We start from the raw sequence: 20,594 nt of genomic DNA, 5'->3' as shown, positions 1-20,594 counted from the left end.
TCCGCGGACAGTTCCAGGAATGCCTTCCACGGTCGGCGCGTGATGACGCGGACCGGTCCGCGCGGTCCCAGCCGCTCGGCGTATTCGGACGACGCGACCCCTTTCCTCGGACCGGATATTCCCGGCGTCCCGGCCCGCTGCCCGGGCCCCCGGAGCGACCTCACGGTCCGTCCCCCCTAGGGGTGGGCTAGGGGTTGTCCGCGGCTTCGAGTCGTTCGTAGCCTCGGTGAGGGTTTTTGCTGGCGGTAATGGGGCGGTTTTCCCGGGGACCCGAAATCATTCGGCAACCCACAACACTTCGCATCACGCGGCCCGTGTGAGCTGTGCGAGATTCCCGGCGCGAAAAAATGAACTGCCGGTCCGGAGAAGGTGGCATCGAGTGGCCGACAATCAGAAGTATCTCGACTACCTCAGGCGGCTCACCGCGGACCTGCGGCAGACCCGGCGCCGGCTGCGGGAGGTCGAGGCGCGCGGGAGCGAACCCGTGGCGGTCGTCGGCATGGGCTGCCGCTACCCCGGCGGTGTGCACTCCCCGGAGGACCTCTGGCACCTGGTCTCCGAGGGCCGTGACGGGATCTCCGGCTTCCCCCTCGATCGCGGCTGGGACACCGCCGTCCACGACGACGACCCCGATGCCGCCGGCACGACGTACGTGCGGGAGGGCGGATTCCTCCACGACGCGGGCGAGTTCGACGCCGACCTGTTCGGCATCTCCCCCCACGAGGCGCTCGCGATGGACCCCCAGCAGCGGCTGATGCTGGAGACCTCCTGGGAAGCCCTGGAACGCGCCGGCATCGACCCGCTGTCCCTGCGCGGATCCCGTACCGGCGTCTTCATCGGTTCCTCGTCCTCCGCCTACGGCACCGGTCTGCGCACCCTCCCGCAGGGCGTCGAGGGCCACCTGCTCACCGGCAGCGCGCCCAGCGTCGTGTCCGGCCGCGTCGCCTACGCCCTGGGCCTCGAAGGGCTCGCGGTCACCGTGGACACCGCCTGTTCGTCCTCGCTGGTCGCCACCCACCTCGCGGTGCAGGCGCTGCGCAACGGCGAGTGCGACACGGCGCTCGCGGGCGGCGTCACCGTCATGACCAGCCCGGGCATCTTCACCGAGTTCAGCAGGCAACGAGGCCTCGCGGCCGACGGCCGCTGCAAGCCGTTCTCCGCCGACGCCGACGGCACCGGCTGGTCCGAGGGCGCCGGCGTCCTCGTGCTGCGCCGCCTGTCGGACGCCCGCCGCCGCGGCGACCGGGTGCTCGCCGTGATCAGAGGCTCCGCGGTCAACCAGGACGGCGCGTCCAACGGCCTGAGCGCCCCGAACGGCCCCTCGCAGGAACGCGTCATCCGTGCCGCGCTCGAGAACGCACGGCTCGCCGCCGCCGACATCGACGTGGTGGAGGCGCACGGCACCGGTACCACCCTGGGCGATCCGATCGAGGCGCAGGCGCTGCTCAACGCCTACGGTCAGGACCGGCCCGCCGACCAGCCGCTGTGGCTGGGTTCGATCAAGTCCAACATCGGGCACGCCCAGGCCGCGTCCGGTGTCGCCGGCCTCATCAAGATGGTCATGGCCCTGCGCGCCGGGGAGCTGCCGCCCACCCTCCACGTCACCGAACCCACCCCGCACGTCGACTGGTCCCAGGGCCACGTCCGGCTGCTGACCGACCCCATGTCCTGGCAGCAGAACCCCGAGCGGCCCCGCCGTGCGGGCGTCTCCTCGTTCAGCATCAGCGGAACCAACGCCCACCTCCTCCTGGAGGGTGCCGACGCCACGGCCGCACCGGCCGAGGACGAGGCCGACGACGGGGGCGAGAGGGGGGCCGAGGAAGAGGCCGGGCGCAGGGCCGACCACACCGACGAGCCCGCGCCGCGCATCGCCGACACCACGACGCTGCCCTGGATCCTCTCCGCCCGGACCCCCGAGGCGCTGCGGGGCCAGGCCGAACGGCTGGCCGAGGTCGCCGGCGACCTCGACCCGGTCGGTGTCGCGCGCACCCTGGCGGTCTCCCGCGCGGTGTTGGAGCACCGGGCGGTGGTGGTGGGGCCGGATCGTGTGGGTGGGTTGGGGGCGTTGGCGGGGGGTGTGGCGCATCCGGGTGTGGTGCGGGGTGTGGCGCGTTCGCGGGTGTCTCCGGTGTTCGTGTTTCCGGGTCAGGGCTCGCAGTGGGCGGGGATGGCCGCGGAGTTGCTGGAGCGGGAGCCGGTGTTCGCCGAGGCGATGGCGGAGTGCGGGAGGGCGTTGGAGCCGTTCACCGACTTCTCGCTGGGGGAGGTGGTGCGGGGTGAGGGTGTGGAGCTGGAGCGGGTGGAGGTGGTCCAGCCGGTCCTGTGGGCGGTGATGGTGTCGTTGGCGAGGTTGTGGGCTTCGGTGGGGGTGGTGCCGGCCGGGGTGGTGGGTCATTCGCAGGGGGAGATCGCGGCGGCGGTGGTTGCCGGGGGGTTGTCGTTGGAGGACGGGGCGCGGGTGGTGGCGTTGCGGGCGCGTGCGATCGCCCGGGAGTTGGCGGGGCGGGGCGGGATGGTGTCCCTGGCGGTGCCGGTTGTGGAGGCGGAGGCGCTGGCGGGGCGGTGGGCGGGGTTGTCGGTGGCGGCGGTCAACGGGCCCGGTTCGACGGTGGTGTCGGGTGAGGCGGGTGCGGTGGAGGAGTTGCTGGCGCACTGCGAGGGGGAGGGTGTCAGGGCGCGGCGGGTTCCGGTGGACTACGCCTCGCACTGCGGGCAGGTGGAGCGGATCCGTGGGCGGCTGCTGGAGGATCTGGCCCCGATCGCTCCGGTGTCCTCCGCGGTGCCGTTCTATTCGACGGTGACCGGTGTGCGCATGGACTCCGCTGGGCTGGATGCGGAGTACTGGTTCGGGAATCTGCGCAATACGGTGCGGTTCGAGGAGGTCACGCGTGGCCTGCTGGCCGAGGGGCGCACCTTGTTCGTGGAGGTGAGTCCGCATCCGGTGCTGGCTGTGGGGGTGCAGGAGAGTATCGAGGCGGCGGGTGGTGCGGGGGTGGTGCTGGGGACGTTGCGGCGTGGTGAGGGGGGTGCGCGGCGTTGGGTGAGCGCGTTGGCCGAGGCCCATGTGCACGGCGCCCCCGTCGACTGGACGCGCGTACTGCCGCAGGCCGATCCCGTCGACCTGCCGACCTACGCCTTCCAGCGCGCCCACTACTGGATGACCGCCCCGCCCGAGGCGGTGGGCGCCACGAGCGGCACCACGGACGCCGACCCCGTCGAGGCGGACTTCTGGGAAGCCGTCGACCGGCTCGACTACGAGCAGGTGTCCGGCACCCTGCGCCTGGACTCACGTGACGGCCTGGAGTCCGTCCTGCCGGCGCTGGCGGTGTGGCGTCGGGACCGGGCCGAACACTCCACCGTGAACTCCTGGCGCTACCGCGAAGCCTGGCAGCCCCTCGACATCCCCCGGGCCGGCACCCTCGACGGGCGCTGGCTCCTGCTGCACACCAAGGGCGTCGACACCGACCACGCCGAACGCTGCGCCCGGGCGCTGCTGGAGGCGGGTGCGGAACCGGTCGACGTCACGGTCCCCGACGACTCCCTCGACCGGTGGGGGCTCAGCGAACTCCTGCGCGAGGCGGCCGGAGGAGCCGAGGGGGCGGAACCGGTCACCGGAGTCCTGTCGCTCCTCGCCGACGACCATCGGGCCCATCCCGAGGACGGGGCGGTGACCGTCGGCCTCGGCGCGACCCTCACGGCCGTCCAGGCACTGGCCGATGCCGAAGTCACCGCCCCGCTGTGGTGCGTCACGACCGGCGCCGTCGCCACGCACCGCGCCGACCGGATCGTCGACCCCGCCACCGCCCGCCTCTGGGGGCTGGGCCGGGTGGCCGCGCTGGAGCACCCCGAGCGGTGGGGCGGACTGATCGACCTGCCGGCCGACCCCGAGCCCCGGGCGACGGCCCGCCTCGCCGCCGTGCTCGCCGGCACGGAGGACCAGGTCGCCGTCCGGGCCGAGGGCGTCTACGCGCGCCGCCTGCTCCACGCGCCGGCCGCCGACTCCCCGGCCGGGAAAGCGGTACCCGAGGCGGTGCTGATCACCGGTGGCACCGGCGCGCTGGGCGCCGAGACCGCCCGCATGCTCGCCCGCCGGGGCACCCGGAAGCTGGTACTGACCAGCAGGAGGGGCCCCGGCGCGCCCGGCGCCGCCGAACTGGTCGCCGAACTCGCCGACCTGGGAGCCACCGCGGTCGCCCTCGCGTGCGATGCCACCGACCGGGACGCCCTGGCCGCCCTGCTCGCCGAGCACCCGGTCACCGGAGTCGTGCACGCGGCCGGAACCGATCCGGCCCAACCGCTGGACTCCACCTCCGTACCCGTCCTGGCCGAGGGACTGCGGGCCAAGGCCGTCGGCGCCGAGCACCTCGACGCGCTGCTGCCCGACGCCGAACTGTTCGTGCTGTTCTCCTCCATCGCCGGAGTGTGGGGGAGCGGGGGCCAGGCCGCCTACGCCGCCGCCAACGCCCACCTCGACGCCCTCGTCGCGGCCCGCAGGGCCGCCGGCCGGACCGGCACCGCCGTGGCCTGGGGCTCCTGGGCCGAGATCGGCATGGCCGCCCGGGACGGAGCCGACGCGTACCTGAGGCGCCGGGGCCTGCGCCCCATGCCGCCGGGGCTGTGCGTCACCGCCCTGGAGCACGCCATCGACACCGGCGACACCTGCGTGGTCGTCGCGGACGTCGACTGGGCGCGCTTCACCCCGGCCTTCACCAGCCGTCGGCCCAGCCCGCTGCTCTCGGCCCTCCCTGAGGCCACCGAGGCCCTGAGCGGGGGACCGGCCGACGAGGACCGGGTCTCGGCCGTGCGGAGCCTGCTGGCCGGGCTGCCGGAGTCGGAGTGGGCCCGTACCGTCCTGGACCTGGTCCGCCGGGAGACGGCGGCGGTCCTCGGCTACACCGAACCGGTCGACGCCGACCGCCCGTTCAAGGACCTCGGCGTGGACTCCCTCACCGCCGTCACCGTCCGCAACCGGGTGGCCGGCGCTCTCGACCTGCGCCTGCCCACGACGCTGGTCTTCGACCATCCGACCCCCTCGGACGTCTCCCGCCACGTGCTCTCGCTGGTCAGCGGCGACGACCGCGAGACCGTCACGACGGCCGAGGCGTCCGACGAGCCCCTGGCGATCGTCGGCATGGCATGCCGGTACCCGGGTGGCGCCTCCTCGCCCGAGGCACTGTGGCGGCTGGTCACCGAGGGCATCGACGCGGTCGGCGGCTTCCCGTCCGACCGCGGGTGGCCCACCGACGACGACACGGGGCCCGGCACCTCCTACACCCGCGTAGGAGGCTTCGTACACGACGCCACCTCCTTCGACGCCGACCTGTTCGGCATCTCACCGCGCGAGGCCATGGCGATGGACCCGCAGCAGCGGCTGCTGCTCGAGACCTCCTGGGAGCTGTTCGAGCGCGCCGGTCTGGGACCGCACACCGTGCGCTCGACGCCCACCGGAGTCTTCATCGGTGCCTCGCCGTCCGGATACGGAGTGGGCGTCACCGTCCCCGGCTCCGAAGGACACTCGCTCACCGGAATGTCGGGCAGCGTCCTGTCCGGCCGGGTGGCCTACGTCTTCGGGCTGGAGGGCCCGACGCTGACCGTGGACACCGCCTGCTCGTCGTCCCTCGTGGCCCTGCACCTCGCGGCGCGGTCGCTGCGCGCCGGCGAGTGCACGATGGCCGTCGTCGGCGGCGTCGCGGTGATGACCAGCCCCGGCGTCTTCTCCGAGTTCGCCCGGCAGGACGGCCTGGCCTCCGACGGCCGCTGCCGGGCGTTCTCCGCCGACGCGGACGGCACCGGCTGGGGCGAGGGGGTGGGGCTGCTGCTGGTGGAGCGGCTCTCCGAGGCGCGGCGCAACGGGCACGAGGTGCTGGCGGTGGTGCGCGGCTCCGCGGTGAACTCCGACGGCGCGTCCAACGGGTTGACGGCGCCGAACGGCCCCTCCCAGCAGCGGGTGATCCGGGCGGCGCTGGCGACGGCCGGTCTGGGACCGCACGAGGTGGACCTCGTGGAGGCGCACGGCACCGGCACGAAGCTGGGTGATCCCATCGAGGCGCAGGCCCTGCTCAACGTCTACGGACAGGAGCGCGACCCCGAACGCCCCCTGTGGCTGGGGTCGTTGAAGTCCAACATCGGACACGCCCAGGCCGCGGCCGGGGTCGGCGGCATCATCAAGACGGTCATGGCGCTGCGGCACGGCGTGCTGCCCCGTACCCTGCACGTGACCGAGCCCACCCCCGAGGTGGACTGGACGACGGGCGCGGTCGAACTGCTCACCGAGGCCCGTCCGTGGCCGGAGCTGGACCGCCCCCGCCGAGCGGGAGTGTCCGCCTTCGGTATCAGCGGCACCAACGCACACGTGGTGCTGGAACACGCTCCCGCTCCGACCGGCTCCGCGAGCCCCGCGCGCCGGGCGGCCCCGCCCCTGGTCCCATGGGTGCTCTCGGCCCGCACTCCGCAGGCGCTGCGGGAGCAGGCCGTCCGACTGGCCGAGCGGGTCACGCGGGACGATGCTCTCCACCCGGTCGACGTGGCGGTCTCCCTGGCGGACGGCCGGGCCCCTCTGGAACACCGCGCCGTCGCCCTGGGACACGACCGCGAGGCCCTGCTCACCGAGCTCGCCGACCTCGCTGACGCCGGCCACCTGACCGTCCGCGACCTCGCCGACTCCGGCCGCCTGGCGCTGCTGTTCTCGGGTCAGGGTTCGCAGCGGTCGGGGATGGGCCGGGAGCTGTACGAGGCGTTCCCGGTGTTCGCGGATGCCTTCGACGCGGTGTGTGCGCGGGTGGATCTCGAACGTCCGTTGCGGGAGGTGGTGTTCGGCGAGGACGCGGGGTTGCTGGAGCGGACGGTCTACGCGCAGGCGGGGTTGTTCGCGTTGGAGGTGGCGCTGTTCCGGTTGCTGGAGTCGTGGGGTGTGACCCCGGATGTGCTGGTGGGGCATTCCATCGGTGAGTTGGCCGCCGCGCACGTGGCGGGGGTGTTGTCGCTGGACGATGCCTGCATGCTCGTGTCGGCGCGGGGGCGGTTGATGGACGCGTTGCCGGGCGGCGGGGCGATGCTGGCCGTGGAGGTGGCCGAGGAGGACCTGGAGCTGCTTGACGGGGTGGACCTGGCGGCGGTGAACGGGCCCACGTCGGTGACGGTGTCCGGGGAGGCGGAGGCCATCGCCGGTCTGGAGGAGTGGTTCCGGGCGCAAGGTGTGCGGGTGAAGCGCCTCGCGGTCTCGCACGCCTTCCACTCCCGCTTGATGGAGCCGATGCTGGCCGAGTTCGCGGCCGTGGCGCGGTCGTTGGCCTACCACGCCCCGCAGATCCCGGTCCTGACCACCGCTCCCGGTGACCTGGCCACGTCCGAGTACTGGGTGGGCCAGGTGCGCGAGCCGGTCCGTTTCGCCGACGCGCTCGGCCGGTTCGCCGGGGTGCGGACGGCGCTGGAGCTGGGCCCCGCCGGGGTGCTCTCCGCCCTCGCCCAGGAGCAGGTCGACGGCCTGGTGGCGGTTCCCGCGCTGCGCTCGGGGCACCGCGAGGCGGAGACGCTGCTGCGCGTGGTGGCCCGGGCTCACGTACGGGGCGCGGAGGTCGACTGGCCGGCGGTGACGGGTGCGGGAAACCGGGTCCAGCTGCCCACCTACCCCTTCCAGCGCACCCGCTACTGGTCCGACCCCCCGGCGCCCGACGCGACCGCGGCACCGGCGCCCGCCGTCTCACCGGCGGAGTCCCGCTTCTGGGCGGCCGTCGACGACGGCGACGTCGAGTCCCTGGCCGCCACCGCGGGCCTCGACCCGGCGGCGCTGGAACCCCTGCTGCCGGCCCTGTCGGCCTGGCACAGCGACGCCCGCGCGTACGAGACCGTCGGCGCCTGGCGGTACCGGATCGCCTGGAAGCCCCTGGAGGAGCCGTCCACGGCATCCTGCGCGGGACGGTGGCTCCTGGTGGCCACGGACGACGCCGACGCGACGGTCGACGCCTGCCGCGCGGCGCTCACCGAACGGCAGGGCGACGTCGACCTGCTCCTCGTCGACCCCTCCCACACCGACGCGGAGGAGTTCGCGGACCTGCTCCGCGACTACGTCGTCCCCGGCGAACGACTCCGCGGCGTGGTCTCCCTGCTCGCCCTGGACGAGACGCCGCACCCGGACCACCCGGTGCTCACCGCCGGCCTGGCCGGCACCCTCTGCCTGCTGCACGCCGCGCTCGACGTCGACCCGGGCCCGTTGTGGACCCTCACCGCGGGCGCCGTCGGCGCGGGCGAGGACGAGGCACCGACCAGCGCGGCCCAGGCTGCCGTGTGGGGCCTGGGCCGGGTGGCGGCGCTGGAACACCCCCGCCACTGGGGCGGTCTGGTCGACCTGCCCGCCGACGGCCTCGGCGACGACCCGGGCCTGGCCGCCCGGCTCGCGGCGACCCTGACCCGCACCGACGGCGAGGACCAGGTGGCGGTCCGGGCCGAGGCCACCCTCGGACGACGGCTGCGCCACGCCGACCCCGTCCCCCCGCGTCCCGGTACGGGATGGACACCGGACGGCACGGTACTGATCACCGGCGGCACCGGTGCCATCGGCGGCCACGTCGCCCGCTGGCTGGCGACCGAGGGCGCCGAACACCTCGTCCTGCTGAGTCGGCGCGGCCCCGACGCCCCGGGCGCCCGCGACCTCACCGGGGAACTCACCGCCCTCGGCGCCCGCGTCACCGTCGTCGCCTGCGACCTGCAGGACCGCGACGACGTCGGCCGGGTGCTCGACGCGCTGGCCGCCGACGGCGTCACCGTCCGGACCGTCATGCACACCGCCGGCCTGGGCGTGCTGGCCCCGCTCGCCGACACCGGCGTCGCGGACCTCGCCCACCTGGTCGGCGGCAAGGTCGCCGGCGCCCGGCACCTCGACGAACTGCTCGACCCCACGCGACTGGACGCCGTCGTCCACTTCTCCTCCATCGCCGCGACGTGGGGCGTCGGACAGCACGGCGGCTACGCGGCCGGCAACGCCTACCTCGACGCGCTCGCCCAGCAGCGCAGCCGGGAAGGCGCCCCCGTCCTCTCCGTCGCCTGGGGGCCGTGGGACGGCGGCGGCATGGTCGACCAGGCCGCCGTACAACCGATGCTGCGCCGCGGCATCTCACTCCTCCAGCCCGGCCCCGCCCTGGTCGCCCTGCGCCAGGCACTCGAGGCCCGCGAACCGTCCACGGCCGCCGCGCAGGTCGACTGGGAGCGGTTCGAACCCTCCTTCACCGCGCTGCGCCCCAGCCCGCTGCTGGCCGAACTGCCCGAAGTACGTGCCCTGACGCCCGCCGGGGTCACAGCCGCTCCCGACACGGTGCAGGACGGGTTCCGCGGCCGGCTGGCCGGGCTGTCGCCGGTGGAACGCGAACGCGCGGCGCTGGAGCTGGTCCGCACCCACGCCGCCGTCGCGCTCGGCCACGCGCGAGCCGAGGACATCGAGCCGGAACGCACCTTCCGCGACCTGGGCGCCGACTCGCTGACCGCCGTTGCGCTGCGGGACGGGCTGGCCTCCGCGAGCGGCCTGACCCTGCCGGCCACGCTCGTCTTCGACCAGCCGACGCCCGTCGCGCTGGCGGAGCACCTGCTGGGCCTGCTGATGCCCGAGGACACCGTCGACGACCTGCCGTCGGCGGACGACCTCGACCGGCTCGAGGCGGCGCTCGCCCGCCGTTCCGGCGACGACCTCGACCGGGTCCGGATCGTGATGCGACTGGAGTCGCTGCTCGCCACGGCACGGAGCGGGACCGGTACCGGTACGGCCTCGGCCGAGAGCGCCGCCCTGGCCGACCGGCTGGGAGACGCCACGGACGACGAACTGTTCGATCTGGTCGAGAGGGATCTGGGACTCAAGTGACCGCCGCCGCTCCAAGAACCCCGCAGGAGAGCCCGATGACGACCGAAGCGAGCAAGAGCCCCACCGAGCACAAGCTCCGTGACTACCTCGGCCGGGCCATCGCCGAACTGCACGACACGCGGCGGCGGTTGCGCGAGGCCGAGTCGCAGGAGCACGAGCCCATGGCCGTGGTGTCGGTGGCCTGCACCCTGCCCGGCGGCGTGCGCTCGCCCGAGGACCTCTGGCGGCTGCTCGCCTCCGGCACGGACGCCGTCACCCCGTTCCCCGGCGACCGCGGCTGGGACGACGGTCCCCTGGTGGGCGCCGAGGGCGTCGCGGCCCCCGAAGCGTCCCAGGGCGGCTTCCTGCACGACGCGGGCATGTTCGACCCCGCGTTCTTCGGCATCAACCCGCGCGAGGCGCTCGCCATGGACCCGCAGCAGCGGCTCGTCCTGGAGTCGGTCTGGGAGGCGATGGAGCGAGCCGGAATCCATCCCGACACGCTGCGCGGCTCCCGTACGGGCGTGTTCATCGGCACCACCGGGCAGGGCTACGGCATCAACATGCAGGCGGGCATGGCCGGTACCGAGGGCTACCAGCTCACCGGCAGCGCCACCGCCGTCCTCTCCGGCCGTATCGCCTACACCCTGGGCCTGCGGGGGCCCGCCGTCAGTGTGGACACCGCGTGCTCCTCGTCGCTGACCGCCCTGCACCTGGCGGCCCAGTCCATCCGCGCCGGTGACTGCTCGATGGCCTTCGCCGGCGGGGTCACCGTCATGCCGCACCCGATCGCCTTCCACGAGTTCAACCGTCAGGGCGGCCTGGCCTCCGACGGCCGGTGCAAGGCGTTCTCCGCCGACGCGGACGGCACCGGCTGGAGCGAGGGCGTCGGCGTCCTGCTCGTCGAGCGGCTCTCCGACGCCCGCCGCAACGGCCACCCGGTGCTCGCGCTGATCCGCGGCAGCGCGGTCAACCAGGACGGGGCCTCCAACGGCCTCACCGCCCCCAGCGGTCCCGCCCAGGAACGTGTCATCCGCGCTGCGCTCGACGACGCCCGCCTGACGCCCGACCAGGTCGACGCCGTCGAGGCGCACGGCACCGGCACCACGCTCGGCGACCCCATCGAGGCGCAGGCGCTGCTGGCCACCTACGGCCGGGACCGGGACCGTCCGCTGTGGCTCGGCTCGCTGAAGTCCAACATCGGCCACGCCCAGTCCGCCGCCGGGGCCGCCGGCGTGATCAAGATGGTGCTGGCGATGCGCCACGGCGTGCTGCCCCGCACCCTCCACGCCGACGTGCCCACCCCGCACGTGGACTGGTCCTCCGGCCGCATCGAGCTGCTCACCGGGGAACAGCCCTGGGAACCCGGAGAACAGCCCCGCAGGGCGGCCGTCTCCTCCTTCGGCATCAGTGGCACCAACGCGCACGTCATCCTGGAGGAAGCACCCGCCGAGGCCCCCGCAGAGGGGCTCGCCGAAGGGCCCGCGACCCGTCGGCCCGCCCCCGGCACGGTGCCGCTGCCGGTGTCCGGCCGGACCGCGCCAGCCCTGACGGCGCAGGCCGAACGGCTGCGCACCTTCCTCGACGACGGGGCGGGGGCCGCCGGCGAACTCGTCGACCTCGCCCACTCCCTCGGCGCGACCCGCCGGTCCCACGAGCACCGCGCCGTGGTCCTCGCCACCGACCTGGCACACGCCCGGGCCGGCCTGCGGGACGTCGAAGAGGGCCGCACCGGACCCGACGTGCTCACCGGCGCCGTACGGCCCGGCCTGACCGCCTTCCTGTTCACCGGACAGGGCGCGCAGCACGCGGGCATGGCGCGCGACCTGTACGCCACCTTCCCGGTGTTCGCCGAGGTCTTCGACACGGTGTGCCGGAAGGTGGGCGGTGAGCGGCCACTGAAGGAGGTCGTCTTCGAGGACGGCGCGGCACTGGACCGCACCGTCCACACCCAGCCGGCCCTGTTCGCCGTGGAGGTCGCCCTCTTCCGCCTGGCCGAGTCATGGGGCCTGCGCCCCGACGTACTGGCGGGCCACTCGATCGGCGAACTGGCCGCCGCCCACGTCGCGGGCATCCTGTCGCTGGACGACGCCTGTCGCCTGGTCGCGGCCCGCGGCCGGCTGATGGAGGACCTGCCCGAGGGCGGCGCGATGCTGGCCGTCGAGGCGGCCGAGGGCGAGATCGAACTGCCCGCGGGCGTGGACCTCGCGGCGGTCAACGGTCCGACGTCCCTGACGGTCTCGGGTGACGCCCGCGCGATCGGCGCGCTGGAGGAACGGCTGCGCGGTCAGGGCCGCAAGGTCAAGCGGCTCGCGGTCTCGCACGCCTTCCACTCGCACCTGATGGAACCCATGCTCGCCGCGTTCGCCGCGATCGCCCGCGACCTGACCTACCACCCGCCGACGATCCCGCTGGTCTCCACCGTCGGCCCCGACAGCGACCCGACGACCTGGGAGCACTGGGTCGGACAGGTCCGGTCGACCGTCCGGTTCGCCGGCACCGCCGAGGAACTGGCCCGCCAGGGCGTCACCCGGTACGTCGAGGTGGGCCCCGACGGACTGCTCAGCGCCCTGGTCGGCGCCGAGGACGACACCGCCGTCACCGTTCCGCTCCAGCGCAGGGGCCGCGACCAGACGGACAGCCTGCTGCGGGCCGTGGCGCGGCTGCACGTCGCCGGGCTCGACCCCGACTGGGCGGCCGTCCTGGAACCGTGGAGTCCCCGCCGGGTGGACCTGCCCACCTACGCCTTCCAGCGGCAGCGCTACTGGCCGACCCTCACCAGCCCGGCCGACCTCAGGACGGTCGGCCTGAGCGGCGCCGGACACCCGCTGCTGGGCGCGCTCGTCTCGGTGGCCGGTGACGGGGGCCTCGTGCTCACCGGCCGGCTGTCCCGCACCACCCACCCCTGGCTCGACGACCACCGTGTGCTCGGTGCGGTACTCGTCCCGGGCACCGCGCTCGTCGACCTCGCCCTGCACGCCGGCAGCCAGGTGGGCTGCGCCGTGGTGGACGAGCTGACCCTGGACACCCCGGTGCACCTGCCCGAGTCGGGCGGTCTCCGGATCCAGGCGGAGGTGGGCCCCCCGCTGGCGGACGGCTCCCGGGAGATCGCCCTCTACACCCGCCCCGACGAGGCCGACGGGATCGTGGGCACCGACGGCGGCTGGGTCCGGCACGCCACCGGCGTCCTGGCCCCCGCCCGTCCGACGGCGGGCGACACCCTGGCCGAGTGGCCGCCGCGCGACGCCCAGCCGGTGGCACTGGACGACTTCTACGCCACCGCGGCGGCCGCAGGCCTCGACTACGGGCCCCTCTTCCAGGGCCTGCGCGGCGCCTGGCGCGCCCCCGACGGCGCGGTCTACGCCGACGTGGCGCTGCCCGTCGTGGCCGACGACGCGGCCGCCCCGGACGCCGGGGGCTTCGACCTGCACCCCGCCCTCTTCGATGCGGCCCTGCACTGTGCGGCCCTGAGCGGCCCCGCGCAGCAGGACCCGGCCGTCCGGATCCCGTTCAGCTGGTCCGGCGTCACCCTCCACGCCAAGGGCGCCACCGCCCTGCGCGTACGCCTGACCCCCGCCGGTACGGACGCCGTCTCGCTCGAACTCGCCGACCCGACGGGACGGCCGGTCGCCTCCGTGGAGTCCCTGGTGCTGCGTCCGGCGGCGCCCATGGAGGGCCGGATCCCGCCCGACACGCTCTTCCGCGTCGAGTGGACCGCCCTGCCCGCCTCGGGCCCGGCCGCCCCGTGGACGGTCGTCACCGGCGCGAAGGGACTGACGGCCCTGGACGAGCCTCCCGCCCTGGTGGCCGTCCACACCGACACGGACCCCGGGGACCCCGACGGCCCGGTGACGCTGGACGGGCCCGCCGCGGTCCGCCGCGCCGCCCACCGTGCCCTGGAGTACGTGCGGACCTGGCTCGCCGACGAGCGCTTCGCCGCCTCCCGTCTCGTCCTGCTCACCCGAGGCGCCGTGCCCGCCGGGGACACCCCGGTCGACCCGGCCGCCGCCGCGGTGTGGGGGCTGGTGCGCAGCGCGCAGACCGAGCACCCGGGACGTTTCGTCCTGCTCGACCTGGACCCGTCCGAAGGCTGCACACCGGTCACCGGCCTGACGGAGGCCGACGAACCGCAACTCGCTCTACGTGACGGCCGGTGGTGCGCGCCCCGTCTCGTCCGCGCCGCCGTTCCCCCCGTCGCGCCGGACCCGGCTCAGGCACACGGCACGGTACTCGTCACCGGTGGCACCGGCGTCCTGGGGGGCCGCGTCGCCCGGCACCTGGCCGCCCGGCACGGTGTCCGCGAACTACTGTTGGTGAGCCGACGCGGCCCCGAAGCACCCGGGGCCGACGAACTGATCGCCGAGCTGGCCGCCCTGGGGGCCCGCGCCCGTGCCCTCGCCTGCGACGTGGCCGACCGCGAAGCGCTCGCCGACGTACTCGCCGGCATCCCCGCCGACCGGCCGCTGACCGGAGTGGTGCACGCCGCCGGCATCCTGGACGACGGCGTGGTCACCTCCCTGACCCCCGACCGGCTCGACGCGGTGCTGGACGCCAAGGCGGCCTCCGCGCTGCACCTGGACGACCTGGTCGGCGACGTCTCCCTGTTCGTGCTGTTCTCCTCCGCCTCGGCGACCTTCGGGTCCCCCGGCCAGGCCGGCTACGCGGCGGCGAACGCGGTCCTGGACGCCGTCGCCCGCCGCAGGCCGGGCGCCGTCTCCGTCGGCTGGGGCCTGTGGGCGGAGACCTCCGGCATCTCCGCCGGGCTGGACGAGACGGGACGGGCCAGGATCCGGCGGGTGGGCTCCGCGCTGGCCACCGACGAAGCACTGGCCGTCCTGGACGCCGTCCGGACGGGCGACACCCCGCACCTGGTCGCCCTCCGTCTGAACCTCGCCGAGCTGCGGGAGGCCGCGGACCGCGACCCGGCCGGGGTGGCGCCCCTGCTGCGGGGTCTGGTCACCCGCCGCGTCCTGCCCGAGGTGGGGCGTGCGGTGCGCGGTGCCGCCTCTCCGCTGGGCGAGCGCCTCGCCGGCCTCGGGGAGGCCGAACGGACCGAGCTGCTCGCTCAGGTGGTGCGGTCCGAGGTCGCCGGTGTCCTCGGGCACACCGGTGCGGAGCCGATCGAGGACCACAAGCCGTTCAAGGACCTGGGCTTCGACTCGTTGACCGCCGTGGAACTGCGCAACCGGCTCGGCGCCGTGACGGGCCTGCGGCTGCCCGCGGGTCTCGTCTTCGACCACCCCTCCCCGCAGGCCCTGGTGGCCCACCTGCTGCCCCGCCTGATCGGGGCGGACACCGCGGCGCCGGTGCGGGCCGACCGCACCGGCGGCAGCGACGAGCCCATCGCCATCGTCGGGATGAGCTGCCGCTACCCCGGCGAGGTGAACAGCCCCGAGGACCTGTGGCGCCTGGTGGCGACGGGCTCCGACGCCATCGGTCCCTTCCCGGACAACCGCGGCTGGGACACCACGGCCCTCTACGACCCCGACCCCGACGCGGCCGGCAAGTCCTACGTCCTCCAGGGCGGCTTCGTGCACGACGCGGACCGCTTCGACCCCGTGCCCTTCGGCATCTCGCCGCGCGAGGCGCTGGCGATGGACCCCCAGCAGCGGCTGATGCTGGAAGCCTCCTGGGAGGCCTTCGAACGGGCCGGACTCGACCCGACCTCGCTGCGCGGCAGCTCCACCGGAGTGTTCGCCGGACTCATGTACCACGACTACGGTGCCACCGTGACCGTGCTGCCGGAGGGGGTCGAGGGCTACCTCGGCACCGGCACCGCCGGCAGCGTGCTGGCCGGCCGGGTGTCCTACACCTTCGGGCTCGAAGGCCCGGCCATGACCGTGGACACCGCCTGCTCGTCGTCCCTGGTCACCCTGCACCTGGCCTGCCAGGCGCTGCGCAACGGCGAGTGCGACATGGCGCTGGCGGGCGGCGTCACGGTGCTCTCCACCCCGGGCGTCTTCGTCGACTTCAGCAGGCAGCGCGGCCTCGCCTCCGACGGCCGCTGCCGCTCGTTCTCCGCGGACGCCGACGGCACCGGCTGGGCCGAGGGCGTCGGTGTGCTGCTGGTGGAGCGGCTCTCGGACGCCGTCCGCAACGGGCACGAGGTCATGGCGGTGGTGCGCGGTTCCGCGGTCAACCAGGACGGCGCGTCCAACGGACTGACCGCGCCGAACGGTCCCTCGCAGGAACGCGTGATCCGTGCCGCGCTGGCCGCCGCCCGGCTGACCGCCGCAGACATCGACGTGGTGGAGGCGCACGGTACGGGTACGACTCTGGGTGATCCGATCGAGGCGCAGGCGTTGCTGAACGCCTACGGTCAGGACCGGCCCGCGGGGCGGCCGTTGTGGCTGGGGTCGTTGAAGTCCAACATCGGGCACACGCAGGCCGCGGCGGGTGCGGGTGGTGTGATCAAGATGGTGCAGGCGCTGCGGCACGGGGTGCTGCCGCGAACCCTGCACGCGGACGAGCCCACCCCGCACGTGGACTGGTCCTCCGGGGCCGTCGAACTGCTCACCCAGGCCCTGGCCTGGCCCAGCGGAGAGCAACCGCGCCGCGCCGCGGTCTCCTCCTTCGGCATCAGCGGCACCAACGCGCACGTGGTACTGGAGGAATACCGCGCGCCGGCACCGTCGCCCGCGCCCGTCGACGACAGCGCGCCGGCGCGGCCCGCTCTCCCGGTGCCGCCCTGGATCCTGTCCGGCAAGAGCGCGGCCGCCCTCCAGGAGTCGGCCGCCCGGCTCCTCGCCGTGGCGGACGAAGCGGACCCCGAGGACGCCGCGTGGCGACTGGCCACCGGACGCGCGGTGTTGGAGCACCGGGCGGTGGTGGTGGGGCCGGATCGTGTGGGTGGGTTGGGGGCGTTGGCGGGGGGTGTGGCGCATCCGGGTGTGGTGCGGGGTGTGGCGCGTTCGCGGGTGTCTCCGGTGTTCGTGTTTCCGGGTCAGGGCTCGCAGTGGGCGGGGATGGCTGCGGAGTTGCTGGAGCGGGAGCCGGTGTTCGCCGAGGCGATGGCGGAGTGCGGGAGGGCGTTGGAGCCGTTCACCGATTTCCCCTTGCTGGAGGTGGTGCGGGGTGAGGGTGTGGAGCTGGAGCGGGTGGAGGTGGTCCAGCCGGTGTTGTGGGCGGTGATGGTGTCGTTGGCGAGGTTGTGGGCTTCGGTGGGGGTGGTGCCGGCCGGGGTGGTGGGTCATTCGCAGGGGGAGATCGCGGCGGCGGTGGTTGCCGGGGGGTTGTCGTTGGAGGACGGGGCGCGGGTGGTGGCGTTGCGGGCGCGTGCGATCGCCCGGGAGTTGGCGGGGCGGGGCGGGATGGTGTCCCTGGCGGTGCCCGTCCTGGAGGCGGAGAAGCTGGCGGCACGGTGGGCGGGGTTGTCGGTGGCGGCGGTCAACGGGCCCGGTTCCACGGTGGTGTCGGGCGAGGCGGGTGCGGTGGAGGAGTTGCTGGCGCACTGCGAGGGGGAGGGTGTCAGGGCGCGGCGGGTTCCGGTGGACTACGCCTCGCACTGCGGGCAGGTGGAGCGGATCCGTGAGCGGCTGCTGGAGGATCTGGCCCCGATCGCTCCGGTGTCCTCCGCGGTGCCGTTCTATTCGACGGTCACCGGTGTGCGCATGGACTCCGCTGGGCTGGATGCGGAGTACTGGTTCGGGAATCTGCGCAATACGGTGCGGTTCGAGGAGGTCACGCGTGGCCTGCTGGCCGAGGGGCGCACCTTGTTCGTGGAGGTGAGTCCGCATCCGGTGCTGGCTGTGGGGGTGCAGGAGAGTATCGAGGCGGCGGGTGGTGCGGGGGTGGTGCTGGGGACGTTGCGGCGTGGTGAGGGGGGTGCGCGGCGTTGGGTGAGCGCGTTGGCCGAGGCCCATGTGCACGGCGCCCCCGTCGACTGGACGCGCGTACTGGAGGACCGCACCGGCAGCGGCGTCGGGCTGCCCACCTACCCGTTCCAGCGGGACCGCTTCTGGCCCGAGAACAGGGCGCTGCCCGCCGACGTCTCCGCGATGGGCCTCGACCGCACCGACCACCCGCTGCTCGGCGCGGCGGTTCCCGTGGCCGGCACGGACGGCCTGCTGCTCACCGGACGGATCGCGGCGGACACCCACCCGTGGATCGCCGACCACGTCCTGCTCGGCACCGTCCTGCTCCCCGGCACCGCACTGGTCGAACTCGCCGTCCGGGCCGGCACGTCGGCCGGCTGCCCGCACCTGGACGACCTCGCCCTGGAGGCCCCGCTCACCCTGCCCGAGGGACGGGCGGTCATCCTGCAGGTGGTCGTCGCGGACAGCGTTCCTGCGGAGAGCACCCGCTCCCTCACCCTCTACTCCCGCCTCGAGGGCGACGAGGGGCCCTGGACCCGCAACGCGAGGGGCACCGTGCGTGCCGCCGACCCGGCCGGTCACGTCCCGGAGCCGGTTCCGTGGCCACCCACGGACGCCGAACCGGTCGACCTGGCCGGGTTCTACGAGCCCGCCGCCGACAGCGGTTACGGCTACGGTCCCGCCTTCCGGGGCCTGCGCTCCGTCTGGCGGCGGGACGACGAGGTGTTCGCCGAGGTCACGCTCCCGCAGGACGTCCGCGCCGGCGCCGAGGGCTTCTCCGTGCACCCCGCCCTCTTCGACGCCGCCCTGCACGCCATCGGAGCCGGCGGGCTCCTTCCCGGCACCGGCGGGGTGCGGATCCCCTTCGCGTGGCAGGGCGTCACCCTGCACGCGGCGGGCAGCACCGAACTGCGGGTCCGGCTGAGCCGCTCCGCCGAGCGGGAGGCCGTACGCCTGGAGGCCGTGACCACCACCGGCGCCCCGGTGGTCCATGTCGAGTCGCTGGACCTCCGACCGGTCTCCGCGGCCCAGCTGGCCTCCGCGAACGGGCCCGGCGACGCGCTGTTCACCACCGACTGGACATCCGCCGCACCCGGGCCGTTCCCCACGTCCTGGGCCGTGGTCGGCGGCGACGTCCTCGGCGCCGCCGACCACCTGGCCGACGAGAACCTCGCCGTCGAGTGGCACGCCGACACCGCCGCGCTGCTCGCCTACGCCGACGCGGGGATGAACGTGCCCGAGGTCGTCCTCCTCTCGGGGGCGGGAACGCCGGACGAGGACGACGCGCAGGCCGTGCACGAGCGGGTGGCCGAGGTCCTCGACTCGGCACAGACACTCCTCGCGGACCGGCGCTTCGACGGGTCCCGCATCGCGCTGCTCACCTGCGGTTCCGTCGCCGTCCGGGACGGTGAGGACATCACCGACCTGCCCGGCGCGGCCGCCCGGGGACTGCTGCGGTCGGCACACGCCGAACACCCCGGCCGGTTCGTCCTCGTCGACACCGACGGCGACCTCACCGGACTCGCCGAGGCACTCGTCCCCGACGAGCCGGAGACCGCCCTGCGCGGCGGTTCCCTGCTGGTGCCACGCCTGGTCCGGGCCCGGCCCGCGGGCGAGCCCGCACTGCCCACCGGGACCGTCCTGGTCACCGGCGGCACCGGCGTCCTCGGCGGCCTGGTGGCCCGGCACCTCGCCACCGCCCACGGCATCACCGACCTGCTCCTGCTCAGCCGTTCCGGCCCGGACGCCCCCGGAGCCGCCGATCTCGCCGCCGACCTCGCCGCGCTCGGCGCGCGGGCCGACATCGTGGCCTGCGACACCGCCGACGCCGACCGCCTCGCCGAGGTGCTGACCGGCCGCCGGATCGCCACCGTGGTGCACGCGGCGGGCGTCCTCGACGACGGTGTCTTCGAGTCGATGACGCCCAAGCGCGTCGCGGCCGTACTGCGCCCCAAGGCCGACGCGGCGTTCCACCTGAGCAGACTGACCGGGGCCGAACTGTTCGTGTTCTTCTCCTCCGCCGGCGGCACCTTCGGGCCGGCCGGCCAGGCCAACTACGCCGCCGCCAACGCCACTCTGGACGCCCTGGCCGCCCGGATCCGGGCCCGGGGCGGGGACGCCCTCTCCATCGGCTGGGGCATGTGGGCCACCGGCACCGGCATGACCGGCCACCTCGCGGACGCCGCACGCGAGGACGCGACCGGCAGCGGAACCGCTCTGTCCGACCGGGACGGCCTCGCCCTGCTCGACGCCGCCCTCACCGCCGGCCGCGCCCACCTGGTGGCGGCACGCCTGGACCTGGCCGCCCTGCGGGCCCGCGCGGACAGTGTTCCGGTGCCCGCACTGCTGCGCACCCTCGTCCCACCGCCGGTCCGGCGGGCGGCCGAGGGCGAGAGGCCGGACGCGCCGTCGCTGAGCGCCCGTCTGGCTCCCCTCGACCCGTCCGAGCGGCGGCAGGTGGTGCTCGACCTGGTCCGCGGCCACGCGGCCGCCGTCCTCGGACACGCCTCCGCCGAGGCCATCGACCCCGAGACGGGCTTCGTCGACCTGGGATTCAGCTCGCTCAGCGCGATCGAGATCCGCAACCAGCTCAGCGCCGCCACCGGCCTGCGGTTGACGACCACGTTGGTCTTCGACCACCCGACCGCCAGTCGCCTGGCCGACCACCTGCTGGACCAACTGGTCGTCGAGAGCGCCGAGTCCGGCCCCGCCGCGCTCTTGGCCGACCTCGATCGGCTCGATGCGGCCCTCGCCGGGACCGGTCCGGGCGACGAGACCCGCAGCCGCGTGATCTCGCGCCTGCACGCACTGCTCGCCCGGCACGACACCGCGGACGGTTCGGGCCTCGTCACCGCCGCCGGAAACCTCGACGCGGCGGACGACGACAACCTCTTCGCCTTCATCGACAACGAACTGGGAGCCTGAGGCGATGCCGGACGAGACCGTCGGCGCAC

The 20,594-nt window shown here is 74.7% G+C and carries 2 protein-coding genes; both read left to right on the top strand.

Translation table 11 applies throughout. The annotated features are described in order from the left end of the window. Positions 1 to 379 precede the first annotated feature (379 nt). Complete coding sequence (locus ACGF5T_RS09560; RefSeq protein ID WP_392887384.1) at positions 380 to 9,847, top strand: type I polyketide synthase; 9,468 nt, start codon at positions 380 to 382, stop codon at positions 9,845 to 9,847. Next, positions 9,844 to 20,565: a type I polyketide synthase gene (locus ACGF5T_RS09555; protein ID WP_392887382.1), complete on the top strand. Its 10,722-nt coding sequence runs from the start codon at positions 9,844 to 9,846 to the stop codon at positions 20,563 to 20,565. The genes ACGF5T_RS09560 and ACGF5T_RS09555 overlap by 4 nt, the downstream gene beginning before the upstream one ends. Positions 20,566 to 20,594 lie beyond the last annotated feature (29 nt).

The organism is Streptomyces sp. NPDC047853 (genome assembly GCF_043204535.1).
In the GTDB taxonomy this organism is placed as follows: Bacteria; Actinomycetota; Actinomycetes; order Streptomycetales; family Streptomycetaceae; genus Streptomyces.
Note: the sequence above shows the minus strand (reverse complement) of the source record. Positions and strands in the feature narration are given on the sequence as shown.